This is a genomic window from Sphingopyxis sp. JAI128 (genome assembly GCF_014207235.1).
Classification (GTDB): domain Bacteria; phylum Pseudomonadota; class Alphaproteobacteria; order Sphingomonadales; family Sphingomonadaceae; genus Sphingopyxis.
The window spans coordinates 418,332-436,546 of record NZ_JACHDA010000002.1; the positions used below are offsets into that span (position 1 = coordinate 418,332).

At 65.5% G+C, this 18,215-nt stretch carries 16 protein-coding genes; 2 read left to right on the top strand and 14 right to left on the bottom strand.

All coding sequences use genetic code 11. The features are described 5' to 3' along the window. Window positions 1-7 precede the first annotated feature (7 nt). From HDC35_RS19820 to HDC35_RS06010, 4 genes are all read right to left on the bottom strand, one after another. Window positions 8-787, bottom strand: coding sequence for an AraC family transcriptional regulator (locus HDC35_RS19820; RefSeq protein WP_184644664.1), 780 nt, complete (start codon window positions 785-787; stop codon window positions 8-10). Between the two features lie 233 nt (window positions 788-1,020). After that, window positions 1,021-1,944, bottom strand: coding sequence for an alpha/beta fold hydrolase (locus HDC35_RS06000; protein ID WP_184644666.1), 924 nt, complete (start codon window positions 1,942-1,944; stop codon window positions 1,021-1,023). Between the two features lie 699 nt (window positions 1,945-2,643). Further along, complete coding sequence (locus tag HDC35_RS06005) at window positions 2,644-3,411, bottom strand: sulfite exporter TauE/SafE family protein (protein WP_184644667.1); 768 nt, start codon at window positions 3,409-3,411, stop codon at window positions 2,644-2,646. A 148-nt stretch (window positions 3,412-3,559) separates the two neighbouring features. Continuing rightward, window positions 3,560-4,486: a LysR family transcriptional regulator gene (locus tag HDC35_RS06010; protein WP_184644669.1), complete on the bottom strand. Its 927-nt coding sequence runs from the start codon at window positions 4,484-4,486 to the stop codon at window positions 3,560-3,562. An 84-nt stretch (window positions 4,487-4,570) separates the two neighbouring features. Here HDC35_RS06010 and HDC35_RS06015 point away from each other — a divergent pair, with 84 nt between their 5' ends. Then, entirely contained in the window at window positions 4,571-4,906 is a 336-nt protein-coding gene (locus HDC35_RS06015; RefSeq protein ID WP_184644671.1) for a hypothetical protein, read from the top strand. Between the two features lie 275 nt (window positions 4,907-5,181). Here the strand turns inward: HDC35_RS06015 and HDC35_RS06020 are convergent, their stop codons facing one another. From HDC35_RS06020 to HDC35_RS06045, 6 genes are all read right to left on the bottom strand, one after another. Continuing rightward, window positions 5,182-5,727, bottom strand: a complete 546-nt coding sequence (locus HDC35_RS06020) for a J domain-containing protein (RefSeq protein WP_409437933.1) — start codon at window positions 5,725-5,727, stop codon at window positions 5,182-5,184. Window positions 5,728-5,784: 57 nt separating this feature from the next. Beyond that, a complete protein-coding gene (locus HDC35_RS06025) occupies window positions 5,785-6,570 on the bottom strand; it encodes a polyphosphate kinase 2 family protein (RefSeq protein ID WP_184644675.1) in 786 nt (261 codons plus the stop codon). A gap of 98 nt (window positions 6,571-6,668) precedes the next feature. Next, entirely contained in the window at window positions 6,669-7,541 is an 873-nt protein-coding gene (locus tag HDC35_RS06030) for an alpha/beta fold hydrolase (RefSeq protein ID WP_184644677.1), read from the bottom strand. Between the two features lie 13 nt (window positions 7,542-7,554). Further along, complete coding sequence (gene aspS / locus HDC35_RS06035; protein WP_184644679.1) at window positions 7,555-9,345, bottom strand: aspartate--tRNA ligase; 1,791 nt, start codon at window positions 9,343-9,345, stop codon at window positions 7,555-7,557. A gap of 102 nt (window positions 9,346-9,447) precedes the next feature. Next, window positions 9,448-10,962 carry an FAD-binding protein gene (locus HDC35_RS06040; protein ID WP_184644681.1) on the bottom strand — a complete coding sequence of 505 codons (1,515 nt, stop codon included), beginning with the start codon at window positions 10,960-10,962 and terminating at the stop codon, window positions 9,448-9,450. Beyond that, window positions 10,959-11,288 carry a hypothetical protein gene (locus HDC35_RS06045; RefSeq protein ID WP_184644683.1) on the bottom strand — a complete coding sequence of 110 codons (330 nt, stop codon included), beginning with the start codon at window positions 11,286-11,288 and terminating at the stop codon, window positions 10,959-10,961. The genes HDC35_RS06040 and HDC35_RS06045 overlap by 4 nt, the downstream gene beginning before the upstream one ends. A 120-nt stretch (window positions 11,289-11,408) precedes the next feature. Here HDC35_RS06045 and rnd point away from each other — a divergent pair, with 120 nt between their 5' ends. Continuing rightward, complete coding sequence (gene rnd, locus HDC35_RS06050; protein WP_184644684.1) at window positions 11,409-12,593, top strand: ribonuclease D; 1,185 nt, start codon at window positions 11,409-11,411, stop codon at window positions 12,591-12,593. A 7-nt stretch (window positions 12,594-12,600) separates the two neighbouring features. On the opposite strand, the gene HDC35_RS06055 is transcribed toward rnd, so the two are convergent. The 4 genes from HDC35_RS06055 to HDC35_RS06070 are packed head-to-tail and all read right to left on the bottom strand — an operon-like array spanning window position 12,601 to window position 18,185. Continuing rightward, on the bottom strand, window positions 12,601-14,106 hold the full coding sequence (locus tag HDC35_RS06055) for a Ppx/GppA family phosphatase (RefSeq protein WP_184644686.1): 1,506 nt from the start codon (window positions 14,104-14,106) through the stop codon (window positions 12,601-12,603). Next, a complete protein-coding gene (locus tag HDC35_RS06060) occupies window positions 14,096-16,267 on the bottom strand; it encodes an RNA degradosome polyphosphate kinase (protein WP_184644688.1) in 2,172 nt (723 codons plus the stop codon). The genes HDC35_RS06055 and HDC35_RS06060 overlap by 11 nt, the downstream gene beginning before the upstream one ends. Then, the gene (locus HDC35_RS06065) at window positions 16,258-16,914 is read right to left on the bottom strand and encodes an HdaA/DnaA family protein (RefSeq protein ID WP_184644690.1); all 657 of its coding nucleotides are present in this window, start codon (window positions 16,912-16,914) and stop codon (window positions 16,258-16,260) included. The genes HDC35_RS06060 and HDC35_RS06065 overlap by 10 nt, the downstream gene beginning before the upstream one ends. Beyond that, window positions 16,914-18,185, bottom strand: a complete 1,272-nt coding sequence (locus tag HDC35_RS06070) for a heavy-metal-associated domain-containing protein (protein ID WP_184644692.1) — start codon at window positions 18,183-18,185, stop codon at window positions 16,914-16,916. Before HDC35_RS06070 ends, HDC35_RS06065 begins: the two co-directional genes overlap by 1 nt. Between the last annotated feature and the right edge of the window lie 30 nt (window positions 18,186-18,215).

The window sequence follows — 18,215 nt, forward strand, 5'->3', positions numbered from 1 at the left end:
GCGCCCGCTACTGCTCCTCCCAAACCGCGGGAACGATCGCCGACACGTGACGCCGTCGCCACTCGCCGGGCGACATGCCAAGCTTGCGGCGGAAAATCGCGCATAAATGGGCGTGGCTGGAAAAGCCGGTCGCAAAGGCGATCTCGGCGACCGACAGCGGGCGGTTCATGAGGAACCAGCAGGCACGGCGCAGCCGCTGGCGCAGCATATATTGGGCCGGGGTCTGGCCCGTAGCCCGCGCGAAGTGAACGATCAGGCTGTTGACGGACATGCCTGCCCCGGCAGCCATCTCCTCGACCGACAGGACCACTTCGAGCTGCGTCTGGATATAGGCCATCAGTTCGTTGATGCGTTCCACCGTCGCGGACGATTCCGGCCGCACCGCCATCCCCTCGAGCGTCTTGGCGAGGGTCGAGACGAGCGGATCGGCCGCGCCGGCATCGCCCGCCAGCAAGGCGCGCACCAGCGCGGCGAGCGGCAAGTCGTAATGCGCGGCAAGCGCGCGCGTATGCGGCGCCACCGTCAGCCGCGACGCCGGGATTTCGACCTCGACATACCGGACCGCCCCGCCCTTCGCCGTACCGTGATAGCGGCGGCCCGCCGGTGCCAGCCACATTTCGCCGGGTAGCGGGTCGCCCAGCGACGTGCGCCGCCCGTCGAGCCATGTTTCCAGCCAGTGATAGCTTCCCGCTTCGTATAAATAGAGCGTGTGGATATCGCGCTCGATGATCCAGCTAGAAGGGCCATCGATCCGATCCACGATCGAGGCGACCTTGAGTCCACCCACATACATTACGCGATTATGGAAAGAATGGGAGAATCTGAAAGCCTGCTATGTTTACGAAACTTATGGTTAAATCGCCGCTTCAAAATCCCCGGCGGTCGCTGATTGTCGGGGAATAACCGTTGCGGACGTGATCATAAGTGCGCCCGGCGCATCCCAAACCCAGACCCCCCCCAAGGCGGGCGGCGCAAGCGCCGCCCGCCACTTTTTTCGGAACCGAAAGCAGGGCCTGGTCTTCAATGCCGGGCGAGAAATTCGTCCATCGCCGCGTTGACCGCATCGGGCGCGTCCCACGGCACGAAATGACCGCTGTCGGGCACTTTGACGATCGTCACACCGGGCACGAGTTCCTCGATCCCGTCGAGATTGCACGGCGGCAGCGCCACGTCGTCGAGTGCCCAGACGACGAGCGTGGGGATGGTGAGTTTGGGGAACGGGGCCGCGGGCGGCTCGGCATAGGGTTCGTCCATCGCGGGGACGTTGATCGGCGAACCGCGATACCAATTGATCATCGCGCGGCAGTTGTCGCGATCTTCCCAATCCTTGAGCAAGCGGCCGATCTCGTCGGCGGGCTGGAGCCCGCCGCTTGGCACCCGCCCTTCGAATGCATGGGCAAGGATGCCGGCGATGCCATGCTCCTCGATGATCGCATCGCTCGCGGGATCACGGAAGGTGCGGATATATTGGCTTGCCGCGCGCTGCTCCGGGTCGGTGGCAAGCAGGCGCCCGAAAATGCCGGGATGCGGGGCGTTGGCGATGACCGCGCGCGTCACGCGGCCGGCCCATGCCGGATGCAGGCCGCCCGGCTGACCGCCGAGCGCCACGCCCCAGGCGATCGCCCCGCCCCAGTCGTGCCCGACGATCGTGAATTTTTGGACGTCGAGCGCATCGGCCAGCGCGAAGATGTCGGCGATCAGCTTGTCGGGCGTGTAGGATTCGACATCCTGCGGTTTCGACGAGCCGCGATAGCCGCGCTGGTCGGGCGCGATGCAGCGGAACCGGCCCGAAAAATGCGGCAGCTGGTGGCGCCAGGTGCGGTGCGATTCGGGAAAGCCGTGGAGGAATATCAGTGCCGGTCCGTCGCGCGGACCCATATCGACCACGTCGAGGTCGACCCCGGTGGAAAGCGTCACGCGCCGCTGTTCGAAATCGCCGATCATCCATTCCGCTCCTTTGGTTTCGTTTCAAAACCAATCTGGCGGGGATCGCTGCGACTGGCAAGCTGCAACAAATAGCCGGGGGCATCGGGCGATAAGGTCGCGCCGGCACATGTCCGCTGGGGGCGGGCTCGCAACCGCCGCCTGTGACGCGCCCCAAAGGTCAGTAAAAGTCAGCCCTGTGCGCCGCCCGATCGGCCACCGCGGGGATAGGGGACCGGCCCGGCCCATCGCCGCGCCGACCGGCGGAAAGCGCCTTTATCTGCCGGGTGAAAGATCCGGGATGAAGGCTGGCATAGCGGGATATTGTAGGAAAGGTCTTTTTTGCAGGCGCCGCTTTGGGGTGGTTAGCTGCCATCTCGTACACCCCGGCGAAAGGTGGCCGGAGGCACGTGACGCCGGTCACGGCCCAGTGCGAGCGAACGCAAGGTTGGTTTGGCAATTCCGGGCCCGGCTTTCGCCGGGGTTCACATCTCTATCCGCAGCCTCCGGTCGCTTCCTGCCAATCCTCGCCGTCGCGCGGCGATGGGGGAGTCGCAGACGGCGCGTAGCGCCAGCGGGACCGCCGCGAGGCGGTGGTGGAGGGGGCGCGACCTCGCGCCATCAGCCCCTCCGCCAGCGCTTCGCGCCGCCACCTCCCCATGGCCGCGGCACAGGAGGAGTAGTGGCAATTATCGGTCGAAACCTGCGATCACACCGCGATCAAGCCAGGGCCTTGTAAAGCCCGAACGCGCTCGTCGCGGTCAGCACGACGCCGACCAGCATCAACATCACCTTGGGCGAGAAACGCTTCGCCATCATCGCGCCGATCGGCGCGGCGACGACGCCGCCGATGATCAGCCCCAGCGTCGGTCCCAGGATGTCCTCGATCCCAAGGTGCCAGACGAAGGCGAGCGAGACCGCGACGGCCAGAAAAAATTCGACGCTGTTGACCGTGCCGACGACCTTGCGCGGTTCGCCGCCCTGGACGAGCAGGTTCGAGGTGACGACCGGACCCCAGCCGCCGCCGCCCGCGGCGTCGAGAAAGCCGCCGATGACCGCGAGCGGGCCGACGACCCTGGGTTTGGAAAATTTGGGCGGATAGAGAACGCCGCGGATCAGCAACCAGATGCCGATCAGCACGAGATAGCCGAGCACGAAGGGCTTTACGACCTCGGCGTGCAGCGACGAGAGCACATAGGCGCCGATCACGCCGCCGATCACGCCGGGGACGAGCAGGCGAAAGAAAAGCGGCCAGTCGATGTTGCGGTGGAACATATGACTGAGCCCCGACACGCCGGTGGTGAAAATCTCGACGACGTGGATGCGCGCCGACGCGGTCGCGGGCGGCACCCCGAGCACCGCGACGAGCAGCGTGTTGCAGATCACGCCGAACGCCATGCCGAGCGCACCGTCGACGAGTTGCGCCGCGAAGCCGATCAGGATGAAGGGCAGGAGCGCGCTGAAGTCGATGGCCGCAAGGTCGATCATGATTCTTCCCAACTTTTTTAGTTGACAACCTGCTGCCGAGATTTGGAGAAATGCGCCAGCGCAATTTTTCTGCGGGCGGTAAAGGGATTTGTTTTTGCGCCCGGTCGAATGTCGAGGGGGCAGGCTTCAGCAGCCTGGGGTCCTGCCCCTAGCCGGAGATCTCGTCGGGCAGATATTCGCGCACATAATCGATGAAGGCGCGCAGTTTGGGCATCACCTGCTTGCGGCCGGGATAATAAAGGAAGAGGCCCGACGTTGTCGCCGCATAATCGGTGAGCACCAGCTCGACCTCGCCCGTTTCGACCATCGCCTTCGCCATCGGTTCGGCCATCATCGACATCGCGACCCCGCTGCGCATCGCGACAAGCGCGGCGATCCAGTCGTTGACGATCACCGGCCCGGTGACGCCGACGTCATATTCGCGATTTCCCTTTTCGAAGGTCCACGGCATCAGCGCGCCGGTCGCGAGCCGAAAGCGGATACAGCGATGGTCGCGCAATTCCTCGGGCGCCGCGGGGCGGCCATATTTTTCGAGATAGGCGGGGGTCGCCGCGACGACGAAGCGGAACGGTCCGGTCAGGCGAACGGCGATGACGTCGGCATCGAGCGATTCGCCCATCCGCACCCCCGCGTCGAACCCGCCGGCGCTGAGGTCGGACAGCGCATCGTCGGCGTAAATCTCCAGCTCGATGTCGGGATAGGTTTCGCAAAAGCCCGCGATGATCGGTTCGAACAGCGGCTGGACCGCGCCGCGCATCAGGTTGATGCGCAGCCGCCCCGCCGGCCGGTTGCCGAGGTTGCGCGCCGCCTCATAGGCGTCGGTCAGGCCGCTGTAAGCGGGCGCGGCGCGTTCGAGGAACATCTCGCCCGCCTGCGTCAACCCCACGCTGCGCGTGGTGCGCATGAACAGCGGCGCGCCGACCCGTGCTTCGAGCGCCTTGACGGTCTGGCTGATGGCGGATGGCGAGACGCCCAGGTCGGCGGCGGCGGCGGAAAAGCTGCGCCGCTCCGCAACGCGCAGGAAAGCTTCGATCCCGTCGAGCGCCCCATGGGGGATTGTTAAATCCTGCTTCAAGGCACTTGCAGATTATAGAGGATTATCTAAGTGCGCAAGCGCATCTATAAAGGTTGCACAACGAAACGAAAGGAAACCTCTCCCATGGCCTATCAGCTCTCCGCTTTCCGCCGCTTTCCCACCGCTTTTGCCATCGTCGCCGCTTCGGGCCTCGCCTTTGCCGGCCTGATGGCTTCGACCAGCCCCGCTTATGCCCAGTCGGGCGGCGACTATCGCTGCGCCGGCCTTGCCGAACAGGCGCATGTTGCCGCGAACGGCGTCGAAGGCAGCAAGCAGTCGAGCGCGAAGCGCTTCGTTTCGACCGGCAAGAAGCTGTGCGAAGCGGGCAACGAACGCGCCGCCGCCAAACAGTTCCGCGCCGCGCTCAAGATCGCCGGCGTCGCCGAAGTTGAAACCGACAGCCAGATGGCCTCGCGTTAATTCGGGGCGCCAAGCCACATTGACACCAATCTCCGGACCGTCTCTCTCCCTCTCCCCCGACGGATCCACTAACTGGGGCGGCACCTGCAAGGGGGCCGCCCCTCTTATTTTGGGATAGGCGGCACGGCAGCTGCGGCGTGGGAGCGCACATGGCCTCCTTTTCCTTCGTCATCCCGGACTTGATCGGAATCGATAGCAGCCCGAAGCCATGACCCCCGCGCCAAGTCCCGCGGCGATGATCGAAAGGGTCGCCTCCGCCCGGAAGCGGACCCGCGCTATGCCGGCTTCCAGCTCTTCCGCTCTTCGGCTTGTTTGAGCACCTCGAACGCAGCCTGCCCGGCCGCAAAGCGCTTGGCGGCCTCTTCATCGCCCGGATTGACGTCGGGATGGCACTCCTTCGCATAGGCTCGCCAAGCCTTCTTGGTCGCGTCAAAATCCGCGTCGGGGTCGAGGCCCAGGAGTTCGAGCGCGCGCATCTCGTCGGCGCTGCGGCTGCCGTCCCCCGAACCGCCCCACGCATAATGCTGCGCGCGGGCATAGCTGCGCGCGCCCTGCGCTTCCTCGGCGGCGCGCGCCGCGGCATCCTCCGCCGAAAGGCCCGCGAAATAGTCCCAGCCGCGATTATATTCGGCCGCGTGCGCTTCGCAGAAATACCAGCGTTCGGGGCTGTTCGGCGACTTGGGCGCAGGGCAGTTGCCGGGCTCGCTGCAGCCGTGACGGTCGCACAGTCGCACCTTCTGCGCCTCGCGCGAGGAGCCATAGGGGCGCCAGCGGGGAAAACCCCAATCGTCGGATCTCTTGGCGCGGCTCATCGCCCCCATGTAGCGGCGAGGGGCGAGGATTGCTAGCCGAGCGGGCGAATATCCCGTCCTTTGGCCTTAATCTTTGGGTTTGTAGCCGAAGGCCTTCGACGCCAGCTTCACCACGGCGGGATCGAGTTCGGGCGGCGTCATCGGCACTGCCGCTTCGAGCGTGTCGGCGATATAGGTCAGCGCCGCGATGCGTGCGGCCTTCTTGTTGTTGCCGTCGATCACCTTCCACGGCGCCCAGCGCGTGTTGGTCTGTGCGAACATCTCGTCCATCGCGGCGAGATAATGTTTCCGCTTCGTCCGGTTGCGATAATCTTCGCTGCCGGTCTTCCATCGCTTCCACGGATCGTCGAGCCGGTCGGCGAAGCGCCGGTCCTGTTCGTCCTGCGTGATGTGGACGAACAATTTGACGAGGTTGGTGCGGCTGCCGGTCAATTGTGCTTCGAACTCGTTGATTTCGTCGTAGCTTTTGCGCCATTCGGCCTCGGTCGCATAGCCTTCGACGCGCTCGACGAGGACGCGGCCGTACCAGCTGCGGTCGAAGATCGAGATCTCGCGATTTCCCGGCAGGCGCTTCCAGAAACGCCAGAGGAAATGACGCGCCTTTTCCTCTTCGTTCGGCGCGCTGATCGGCCAGACTTCGAAATAGCGCGGGTCCAGCGAGGCGGTCAGCCGCCGGATGATCCCGCCCTTTCCCGCCGCATCCCAGCCTTCAAACATGATGACGCTGCGCTGGGCATGGGCGATGTGCGCGGCCTGAAGCCGTTCGAGCCGTTCCTCCAGCGCCTTGAGCGTGTCGGAATAGTCGCCGTCGAAGCGGGCGCCGGTTTCATAGTCGGAGAGCGAGATCGTCATCGGCATATCCTAGCGCAAGCCCCAGCATCCTACCAAGGGCGATGCATCGCTGTCAGTTTCTGGGACAGCGCGCGCGGATTTTCCTGCACGCCGGCCGGTCAGAGCAGCCCGGCAAGCAGCGCCGCGACGCGCGCGGGCGCTTCCATCGGGATAAAATGGCTGTGGTCGGCCCACAGCTCGTCGCGCCCGGCTCCGATCGCGGGGCCGAGCCCGGTCCAGGTCGGACTCAGCGAAAAGTCGAGCGGTCCGCCGCGCTCGCCGGTCGGCGCGCGCACCAGCGTCGACGGCATCGACAGATAGTGCAGCCATTCGTGCGGACTGGTGCGCAGCGCATTCTGATAGACCGACGCCTCGAGCGATGGGGGACAGGCGAGTTCGAACCCCTCGCCGCCGGACGCGGGGAGCAGGCCATGGCGGCAATAATCGGCAAGGACAAGCGGGTCCCAATTTGCGTAGGGTCGCCGGTCGGCGAAGCGCGCGCGCATCTCTTCGGCGTCGGTCCAGACGTTCCGGCGCCGCGCGACGGGATGGTCGGCGGGGTCGGGAATCGGCCGGGCACTCTCGCCCTCATAAAGCGCCGGATCCATGATCACGGGGTCGATCAGCACGAGGTGGCGGAACGCCGCCGGACGCTGCGAGGCGAGACGGGTCAGCACATAGGCGCCCATGCTGTGCCCGCAACCGACCAGCGGATGTCCGCCGAGCCCGTCGAGCAGCGGCAGCAGCGCATCGGAGGTCGCAGCCCAGTTAGCGAGGGTCGCGGGACGATAGCTCCGCCCATGGCCGCGATGATCGGGCGCGACGACATGCGTTCCAGCTGGCAGAGCCGCGACAACCTGATCCCACAGTCGCGCGTGAAATCCGGTGGCATGCAGCAGCAGCAGCGAAGCCCCCTCGCCGCGCTCGCCCCATTCGAACCAACAGATGTCGCCGTCCGAGGTTTCCTGCCGATGCTCGCGCGGTTCGTTCACGCCCTCGGGCTCCCTAATTCTTCGGGCCGTCGACCAAGCGGATGCTGAGCTCCTTGAGCTGCTTTTCGCTGACCGGCGCGGGAGCGCCCATCATCAAATCCTCGGCCTTTTGCGTCATCGGGAAAACGATGACTTCGCGGATATTGGGCTCGTCGGCGAGCAGCATCACGATGCGGTCGACGCCGGGTGCCGATCCGCCGTGCGGCGGCGCGCCGAATTTGAACGCGTTGATCATCCCGCTGAAATTCGCGTCGACGTCGGCTTGGCTGTAGCCCGCGATCTCGAACGCCTTGTACATGATGTCGGGGCGATGGTTGCGGATCGCGCCCGACGACAGTTCGACGCCGTTGCAGACGATGTCATACTGGTAAGCGAGGATATCGAGCGGGTCCTTGGTCTCCAGCGCCTCCATCTCGCCCTGCGGCATCGAGAAGGGATTGTGGCTGAAATCGATCTTGCCGGTTTCCTCGTCGGCCTCGAACATCGGGAAATCGACGATCCAGCAGAATTCGAAGCGGCTCTTGTCGATCAGGTCCAGCTGTTCGGCGACGCGGGTGCGCGCAAGGCCCGCGAGCTTTGCCGCCTTCGCTTCGACGCCCGCGGCAAAGAAGATGCCATCGTTCGGGCCGAGGCCCATCGCGTCGGCAATCGCCTTCATGCCTTCCTGGCCGTGGTTGTTGGCGATCGGACCCCCGAACACGCCATCCTTCTGCGTCGCATAGCCGAGGCCCGGAAAACCCTCGGACTGCGCCCAGCTGTTCATCTCGTCGAAGAATTTGCGGCTCTTCTCATGCGTTTCGGGGGCGGCGACGGCGCGAACGACCTGCCCTTCCTCGACCATCGACGCGAAGCGGCCGAAGCCCGATCCCTTGAAGAAGGTGCCGACGTCATGGACCAGCAGCGGGTTGCGCAGGTCGGGCTTGTCGCTGCCATATTTCAGCATCGATTCGCGGTACGGAATGCGCTTGAACGGCAGCGGCGACACGGTGCGGCCCTTGCCGTCGAAATCGGCGAACTCCTCGAACACGCCGTGCAGCACGGGTTCGATGGCGTTGAAGACGTCGTCCTGCGTGACGAAGCTCATCTCGAAATCGAGCTGGTAGAATTCGCCCGGGCTGCGGTCGGCACGCGCATCCTCGTCGCGGAAACAGGGCGCGATCTGGAAATAACGGTCGAAGCCCGCGACCATCAGCAGTTGCTTGAACATCTGCGGCGCCTGCGGCAGCGCGTAGAATTTGCCGGGGTGGACGCGGCTGGGCACCAGATAGTCGCGCGCCCCTTCAGGGCTGCTCGCGGTCAGGATCGGCGTTTGAAACTCGGTGAAGCCCTGGTCGATCATCCGGCGGCGCAGCGACGAAATGACGTTCGAGCGCAGCACGATATTCTTGTGCAGCCGTTCGCGGCGCAGGTCGAGGAAACGGTTGGTAAGGCGGATTTCCTCGGGATATTCGGTTTCGCCGAACACCGGCAGCGGCAGGCGATCGGCCGCCGACTGGACGGTCACCGCGCTGGGGTAGATTTCGATCTCGCCGGTCGCCAGCTTGGGGTTCAGCGTCTCGGGCGAGCGCGCCGCGACCTTGCCGGTGAAGGTCAGTACGGACTCGGGCCCCAGGGCGTTGACCGTGGGATAGAGGTCAGAACCGGTCTCGACGACGATCTGGGTGATGCCATAATGGTCGCGAAGATCGACGAAGAGCACATTCGCATGCTCGCGCGTCCGATGCACCCAGCCCGAAAGGCGGACTTCCTCGCCGACGTTGGCGGCGCGAAGATCGGCGCAGGTGTGGGTGCGATAGGCGTGCATTTTCTCGTCTTTCAAATCCGGGGAAGCGCGGACGAAAGCCGCGCCGATATGGCCGCGCCTAAGGCAGGTCGGCGCGCCGTTTGTCAAGGGTTGACGGCCAAATCAGCAGGTAAGGCCCAGCCCGTCGAGCACCGCGCTGCCGAACAGCGCACGATGGGCCGCATCGGGCATCAAACGATCGCGCGCGGCGCGCCATCGGCGAAAATCCTCACCATAGTCGGACGCGACCCGCGCGGCATCGAGACGGCAGCTTTTCGCCCAGTGGCGCGTGAAGGCGATCCCTTCGGCGTCGAGACATTCGACGACCCGCGCATAGGCGTCCGCGGTGCGCCGGCTGCGCGGGCCGTCGAAATCGATCACCGCATTGTGCGGGAACCGCGCGGGCGCCAGCAGTCCCTGCGCGCGTTCCATGAACCGCACGGTGACGACGGTCGAGCCGCCGTGGCGCGCATAGACGGTGCATATGCGTTCGAACGCATATGCAAGATCGGCGCGATCGATGGTGACCGAGGCATTGAACAGATCGGCCAGCGGACGGTGGGTGTCGAGCCCCTCGCCCCAGCTGCCATAGACCGGCGGATCGTCGACGTCGGGGCCAGCGGCGTATCCCATCTTCATGGCAAATTGCAGCAGCGCGCCGCGGGCCCACGGATAATCGTCGAGCAATCGCCCGAGCAGGCTGAGCGCGTCATAACCGGCGCCAAGCTGTGCGGGGGTCGCGCGCGCATAATCCTCGCGCCATGGTTCGCGGTAGAGGAAGCGCAGCATCGCGGGCCGCTTGAACGGCTTGTACGGATTGACGATCATCTGAACGAAATCGGGGTTCCGGTCGAGCGCATAGGTTGCCGAGAAGCGCCGGAAATCGCCCTCTGCCAGCCAGTTCAGCGCCGCCGGTTCGACCTTGCGCAAATTCTGGATCGGACGAACGAGGAATTTGGGCACGCTGTCGACCACGAGCGCAGTGACGATGCCGAGCGCGCCGACGGGGAGCTGCGCCGCGGCGAAAAGCGCGTCGTCGCGGACCGGGGTCGACCCCGTCGCGGCGATAAAGGCGTCGCTCATGACACCGGCATCGGGTTCGATCCAGTAGATGCCTGCCGGCGTGACGATCTGCACGGCACGGACATGGTCCTGGATGCCGCCGCGCGCGATCATCGAGCCATGCGTCCCCGTCGCGCAGGCCCCGGCAAAGGTTTGCCCGTTACCCGCACCGCTGGTCCAGAGCGAGCGGCCTTGCTCCTCGAACTTGTCCGAAACCTCGTCGACGAGAGCGCCCGCCTCGACGAGCATCAAGGCGCCGGCATCGACACCCGGACGGACGTCGGCGGCATCGGCGCGAAAGCAACGGTTGAAACGGCGCGTGTGGAGCAACCAGCTTTGTGAGCTGATATTGATGTTCGAGGGCGACCAGCCCGCGCCGAGCGGGCGGACGCGGCGACCCGCGGTCCGCGCCTGGGCCAGCCAGTCCTGCACGGCCTTCGCCGCAATGGCGATCTCGTCGCGCCCGCGCGCGGCGTCGCCGCTGCGCAGCGCGAAACGCGTAGCCCCCTCGCAGCGCCCCGTGCCGTGATAGTTGGTCCACTGGCCTTCATCGCCAAGCCTGACAATCGGCATCATGCTTCTCCCAGCGGCAGAATCCCGGCATGGGCGCGCCAGGCTACCGTTACGGGACGCAGGAAACCGAAACTTGCGATCGCGACGAGCATCTGGCGCCGCGTGGCAAAGACGCGAACGTCGCACAGGCCATGGTCGGATTCGGGCGTCACGAACGGCTGCGCCGCTTGCGCCGCGAAGCCCCACCCCTTCAGCGTGACGATCATCCTGTCCTCGTCGAGCGGCCGCGGATTGGCGATCGACACAAAAACATCCGCCTGCCCGGCGGCATATTGTCCGACAAGCAGCGCAAAACCGAGCGCGGCCAGCGCCCAACCGACCCAAATCATACCCAAAATCCCTTCGTTTTCCCCATGGCCGGTGTTCCGGCTCCGCGACCCGAAGAGCGGCGGTCGGGCGCCCCGCAATTTTTCCTGCCCGTTCCTTTCAACTAGCTGTATAGGCGCGCTATGCAAGTCCATCCGTTGATCGAAACCAACGCCGCGCTGGTCGAATTCTGCGACCTCATCCGGGCCAGCGATTTCATCGCGGTCGATACCGAGTTCATGCGCGAAAACACCTTCTGGCCCGAGCTGTGCCTGATCCAGGTGGCGGACCGCGAGCATGCCGCGGCGATCGATCCGATGGCGCCCGGCATCGACCTCAAACCCCTGCTCGACCTGCTCGTCGACAATGAGGAGATGCTGAAAGTCTTTCATGCCGGCGGGCAGGATGTCGAAATCATCTTCAACCTGACCGGCAAGACCCCGCATCCCATATTCGACACGCAGATCGGCCAGATGGCGATCGGACAGGCGGAACAGGTCGGCTATTCGAACCTGGTCGAGGCATGGCTGGGACTGCAACTCGACAAGGGCGCGCGCTTCACCGACTGGAGCCGCCGCCCGCTCGACAAGCGCCAGATCGACTATGCGATCGGCGATGTCACGCATCTCGCCAAGATTTTCCCGATGATGCTCGACAAGCTGGTCAAGACCGGCCGCGGTCATTGGCTCAACGAAGAAATGGAAAAGCTCGCCGACCCCGCAAATTATAGTGTCGATCCCGACAAGGCGTGGCACCGGATCAAAATTCCGTCGCGCAAGCCCGACGTCCTCGGCCGATTGCAGGCGCTGGCCGCGTGGCGCGAGCGCGAGGCGCGGAGCAAGAATTTGCCGCGCGGCCGCATCGTCAAGGACGAGACGCTGGCCGACCTCGCCGCGCATCCGCCGAAGGATCAGGATGGCCTCGGCCGCGTCCGCGGGCTGTCGGCGACGTGGCGCACGAACGATATCGGCGCGCGGCTGATCGACGCGCTTGCCAATGCGAAACCGCTGTCGAAAGACGATATGCCCGATCGCGCGCCGCGCGGTCCTGGACTTGGCAAGGAGGGTGTGCTCGTCGCCGACCTCTTGAAATTGCTGCTCAAGATCCGGGCACGCGAACTCAATGTCGCGGCACGGCTTATCGCGCGCAGCGACGATCTTGAAGCGCTGGCGGCGGGCGGCCGCGACGGCATCGCGATGATGCAGGGCTGGCGCTACGACGTCTTCGGCCACGCCGCGCTCGACCTTGTCGAAGGGCGGATGGGCTTCGCGGTCAAGAATGGCAAGCTGGTGATGAGCGAGATCGACGTCGGCGCCGGCGCCGAATGACCGGCCGCTAAAGCAACAGCAGTTCCGGTTTGGCGTCGAGTGCCTGCGCCAGCGAGCGCAGGCGGCGTTCGACCGATTCGCCCGCGAGATGATGCCAGCCGCGGTTTAGCCTGAGTTGCAATTTTCCATCGACCAGCGCGATACCGCTCGCCTTGAGCGGCGCTTCGACGCCCCCCGTCAGGCGCTGCGCAAGCCGGATCGCGAGGCCCCACTGGCGGGCGCGGGCCAGCCGTTCGGCGTCGACCAGATCGCCCATCACGGGAAAATCGCCGTCGGCGCCGCCGAACCCCGCGTGCAACGCCCGGGCGAGCAGGATGCGGCCCGGAATGTCGATCCCGCGCCAATTGCCGTGCAGGCCGATTTCGGTGCCCCGTTCGGCGCGGAAATCGGGGTTGGCCGACCAGGCGACATCGCTGAGCAGGCTTGCGGCGAGCCGGACCCGGCTGTCGACCACTGCCTCGCCCGCGAACAGCGGCGCGATCCATTCGGCAATTGCGCGGCCATGCGGGGCGAAACGCGCCAGCCGGCGCCCCTCGAACTCGGCGGCGACGATCAGCGGATCCTGCGCGCGCGTCTCGGCGTCGAGGGCCTGGTACAGCAGGCCTTCGCGCAGCCCCGAGGATGACACGGTCATTTCGGGGACATCGATGATGTTGGCGAGCGCAGCGAGCAACGCAGCGGCGTCGGGCAAGGCCGCGGCGCGGTTCGACGCCATGCCCGGAATCGCCCGCAATTGCTCGAAGCTCAACCGCTTGGTCGCCCGGACCAGGCGGCGCAGCGCCGTCCGAGGCAGAGTGTGCTGGTCGAGCACCGCGAGCGGATCGTGCGTCAGTTCCAGATCGAGGCGCGACAGCGCGCGCCAGGAACCGCCGACCAGATAGAGCGGAAGGCCGGTCAGCCCCCCGGGCCAGCCGGCATCGCGCAGCATCTTGCGGATCGCGCGCTCGAAAGCGTGCTGCCCGTCCTTGCGCAGCGCGGGCAGGCGCAGCACGCCGAGCGGAAATGACGCGCAGCGGCCGACCTTTCCGTCGGCCACTTCGGCAAGCTCGAGGCTCCCGCCGCCCAGATCGACCGCGATGCCCCGCGCATCGGGAATGGCGGCGAGTACGCCATGGCCGGCCGCCTCGGCCTCCTCCTCGCCCGACAGCAGACGAATCTTGAGGCCCGCCCCGGCAGCGGCAGCGATGAAATCGGGACCGTTCGCCGCGTCGCGGACCGCCGCCGTCGCCACGCATTGCAGGTCCTTGACCTCCATATGGCGGGCAAGAAGCGCGTAGCGGCGGAGCGCCGTCAAGCCGCGCTTGGCGTCCTCTTCGGCGATGCGCCCGTCGATGGCCAGCCCGCGACCGAGACCCGCGGCGACCTTTTCGTTGAAGATCACGGCGGGTGCTCGGGCGGGGCCTTCGTACACCACGATACGGACCGAGTTGGAGCCGATATCGATGACCGCCGATCGGTGGACCGTCTGTTTGGAGGTGCCCGGCAAGCCCAAGTCCAACGTCTCAATCTTCATTCACGTTGAACGCCAGCGTCGGGACGTCCTGGCGCTTGTGGAGCGCGGTTCCGCGGCCCGAAAGCGACGGGTTGTTCATGAAATAGTGATGCAAGTTAAATGGCTTGTCGTCCGTTTTCACCCGAACGGAGGTGCCGTCGGGCAGCAATATCCAGCTTTGTTCATTGTCGATCAGGTTTGCGACAAGCACCTGATCGAGAATCTGGTCGTGGACGGTCGGGTTTTCGATCGGGATCATATATTCGACACGGCGATCGAAATTGCGCGGCATCCAGTCGGCGCTCGAAATATAGAGCTTGGCCGCGCGGCTCGGCAGCGGCGCGCCATTGGCGAACGCCCAAACGCGGCTATGTTCCAGGAAACGGCCGACAACCGATTTGACGCGGATCGTGTCGGACAGGCCGGGAACACCGGGGCGGAGGCAACAGATACCGCGCACGATCAGCTCGATCGGCACGCCCGCGGCGCTCGCTTCATAAAGCTTGTCGATAATGTCGGGGTCGACAAGGCTGTTCATCTTGGCCCACACCCCCGACGGCGCGCCCGCCTTTGCCGCCGCGATTTCGGCGTCGATCAGTTCGCTGAGATGCTGGCGCATGTTCAGCGGCGACATGGTGATGAGGTCGAGCCGTTCGGGTTCGACATAGCCGGTGATATAATTGAAGAGCTGCGCCGCGTCGCGGCCGGCGCGTGGGTCGGCGGTGAAGAAGCTGAGGTCGGTATAGATGCGCGCGGTGACCGGATGGTAGTTGCCGGTGCCGAAGTGGCAATAGGTTCGATAGCCCTGCCCTTCGCGACGTACGACCATCGAAATCTTGGCATGCGTCTTCCACTCGATGAAGCCGTAGACGACCTGCACCCCCGCGCGTTCGAGCTGGTTCGCCCAGAGGAGATTCTGCTCTTCGTCGAAGCGCGCCTTGAGTTCGACGACCGCGGTGACCGATTTGCCCGCCTCTGCCGCCTCGATCAGCGCGCGGATCACCGGCGACTGGTTGCCGGCGCGATAGAGCGTCTGCTTGATCGCCACGACATCGGGGTCGGCGGCCGCCTGACGGAGGAAGGAAAGAACGACGTCGAAGCTCTCATAGGGATGGTGGACGACGATGTCCTTCGACCGGATCGCCGCGAAACAATCGCCGCCATGTTCGCGGATCCGCTCGGGAAAGCGCGGCGAATAGGCGGGAAATTTCAGGTCGGGCCGATCGACATCGACAAGCGCGGACAGCGCCGCGAGGCCGATGAAGCCGCCGATCTTGGCGACGATCGCCTCGTGCCCCTGGATATCGGCATTGAGGACCGCCGCGATTTCGGCGGGCATATCGGCTTCGAGTTCCATCAGGATCACCCGGCCGCGGCGGCGGCGGCGGATCGCGGTGCGGAACAGGCGCACCAGATCCTCGGCCTCTTCCTCAAGCTCGATGTCGCTGTCGCGGATGATGCGGAACACCCCCAATGAGCGAATCGTGAAACCGGGAAACAGCAGGTCGCCGAACAATTCGATCAGATATTCGATGGGCACAAAGCTGGTCGCCTGCCCCGGCACCGGCACGAAGCGCGGCAGCGAGGCGGGAATCATCACCAGTTCGCGCACCGTGTCGCCCGTCGCCTTGCGCTGCAGATCGAAAATCACCCCCAGCCCGCGATTCGGAATGAAGGGGAACGGATGCGCCGGGTCGAGCACCTGCGGCGTCAGGATCGGGAAGATCTGGTCGATGAAATATTGGCGCAGCGCCGAACGCAGCGCGTCCTTGTTCGATCCCGTGCCGTGGACGACGATACCCTGCTCGGCGAGTTGCTTGTGCAGCAATTGCCATTCGCTCTGCTGCTGGTCGACGAGCCGGTTCACCTCGGCCTCGATCTCGGCGAGTTGCTGTCCCGGCGAGCGACCGTCGGCCGAGGGATCGTCGATGCCCTGGAGCTGCTGCCCCTTCAACCCCGCGACGCGAACCATGAAGAATTCGTCGAGGTTGCTGCCCGATATCGAGAGGAAGCGCAGCCGTTCGAGCAGGGGATGCGCGGGGTTGCGCGCCTCTTCCATCACGCGGCGATTGAAGGCCAGCCAGCTGAGCTCGCGGTTGAAAAAGCGGTCAGGTCCGGGCGGCGCTTGGAACGCGCCGCTGGCGTCATTGTCGGCGCGAAGGGACTGTCCGGTTAGCGACATGTATCGGTTTCCTGTCGTTCGAGAAGATCGGGATCGATCAGCCCCTGTGACAGTAATGTTTCACGCGTAAGACGGATGCCGACGCGGCGTCCCTGTTCGAGCGACGCGGCATCCAGCGCCGCGACGACGCGGTGGATCATCGCATAGCTGCGCTCCATCCGCGGGACGATATAGGATGACACTTCGGGCGCGAGCGCGATGCCGCGCTGGGCGAACAGCGCCTCGATCAGGTCGCGCGCCAGGCAGTCGTCGGGGTCGCCGATCGTCAGCACGGGCACGGCGGCCAGGCGCGAGCGGAGGTCGGGCAAGGCGATATTCCATTCGGCCGGCGGCGCATCGGCGATGACAAGCAATTGCCCCTCGTTCGCCTGCGCGGCGTTCCAGGCGTGGAATATCGCCTCTTCGGATACGCTGTCGTGACCGTCGATCACGCGGCCGCCGGTTTCCGTTGCGAATAGGCGCCCCATCAGGCTGCGGCCCGACCCGCGCGGCCCGGTCAGCACGGCCGTGCGGACGGGCCAGGTCGCGACGTGGCGCAAATAGCGCACTGCATCGGCGTTGCTCGAACCGACGATCAGCGGCCCGTCGTTCGCTCCGCCCGCGCTCCAATCGAGCGGCAGGGCAATCTGTCCCGGTGCGCGCGCCATCAGCGACTGATCCTGAGCGTGCTGCCGCCTTCCTGCACCTTGTATCCGCGCGCTTCCAGCGCCGCCTTGAGCGCGCCGATGTCGCCGCGGAAGGTCACCCGCATCACCGACGTGCCACCAAGCGCAAGGCTGGTCGTCGATGCCGATTGCACCCCCGCGACGCCGCCGACCGCCCGTTCGGTCGCGGTCACCGAATCGACGTCGGGCGAACTATATTGAACGCTGAAACTCTGCACCCCGACCGGCGCGGTTGTCGGCACGCTGCTGTCGGTTTCGGCCGGCAGCGCCTCTTCGTCGGTCGCGACCTCTTCGGGCAGATCCGCCTTTTCGACCGGCTTTTCGAGGACGAGATAGGTGTCGGTCCTGAGAATGCCTGCCGCCAGCGCGTCGATATAGATGCGGTCCATCCGGGCGACCGCCTTTTCCATCATGTCGGGCAGCGCCGCGGGGCTGGGCCCTGTCATCGTAAAGCCGGAGATCAGCTTGTTCTCGGGTCCGAAACGGGCAGTGAAAATGCCTTTCACCGGGCCGCCGGGGTAGGAATATTCGACCCGCGCGATCGGCGTCAGTACGTCGGCGGCGCCATATTGGTCGAGGATCACGCGCCACCAGACGCGGCCACGGCGCCCCGTCTGCCCGGCGTTGATCAGCAGCGTGTCGGCGCCGGTGCCCGCGGTGCGGACATAATCGATCGCGCTCTGCCCCGTATTATATTCGGCCCAGGCGCGCTGCCAGGCGCTGCGCTGCTCGAATACCTGCGGGATGCCGTCGATCGAATAGACGGGGATGACGAGCAGCGGCGGCGACCGCAGCGTGCGGCCGCTAACACCGAGAATCTGGCCGGCGCGGACGCGGTCGAACTGTACCCCGAGCTTCGCGACATAGCGGCGCGGGCCGATCTGTTCTTCCTCGACCACGATCGCGGTGACGATGCCGTCGAGCACCGAATCGCCGAGCTTGGGCCCGTCGCTGCCGTTGAGCTTGCGATAAAGCTGTGTCCAGCCGAGCCGCTGCGCCTCGCGCCAGCCCTTCTCCCGCGCATCGTCGGCATTTTCGCCGGTCACGTCGACCATGATGCCGCTGGCAAGGAAATCGCCGCTGCTGTTGATCGGCGTGATGCCGCGGTTGCCGCGGCTGATCTGCCCTTCGACGATGCCCGCAAGCAGGATCGCAAAGAGCAAGCCGAAAAGAGCGGCCCAGCGCCAGTCGCGCGGCATGAGCGCGCGAAGGTCGAAACCGGATTGGAGGCGGGGGAAAGCGGCCGAAGTCATATCTTCTCTGTTCTTTGCCCCGAAGAGCGA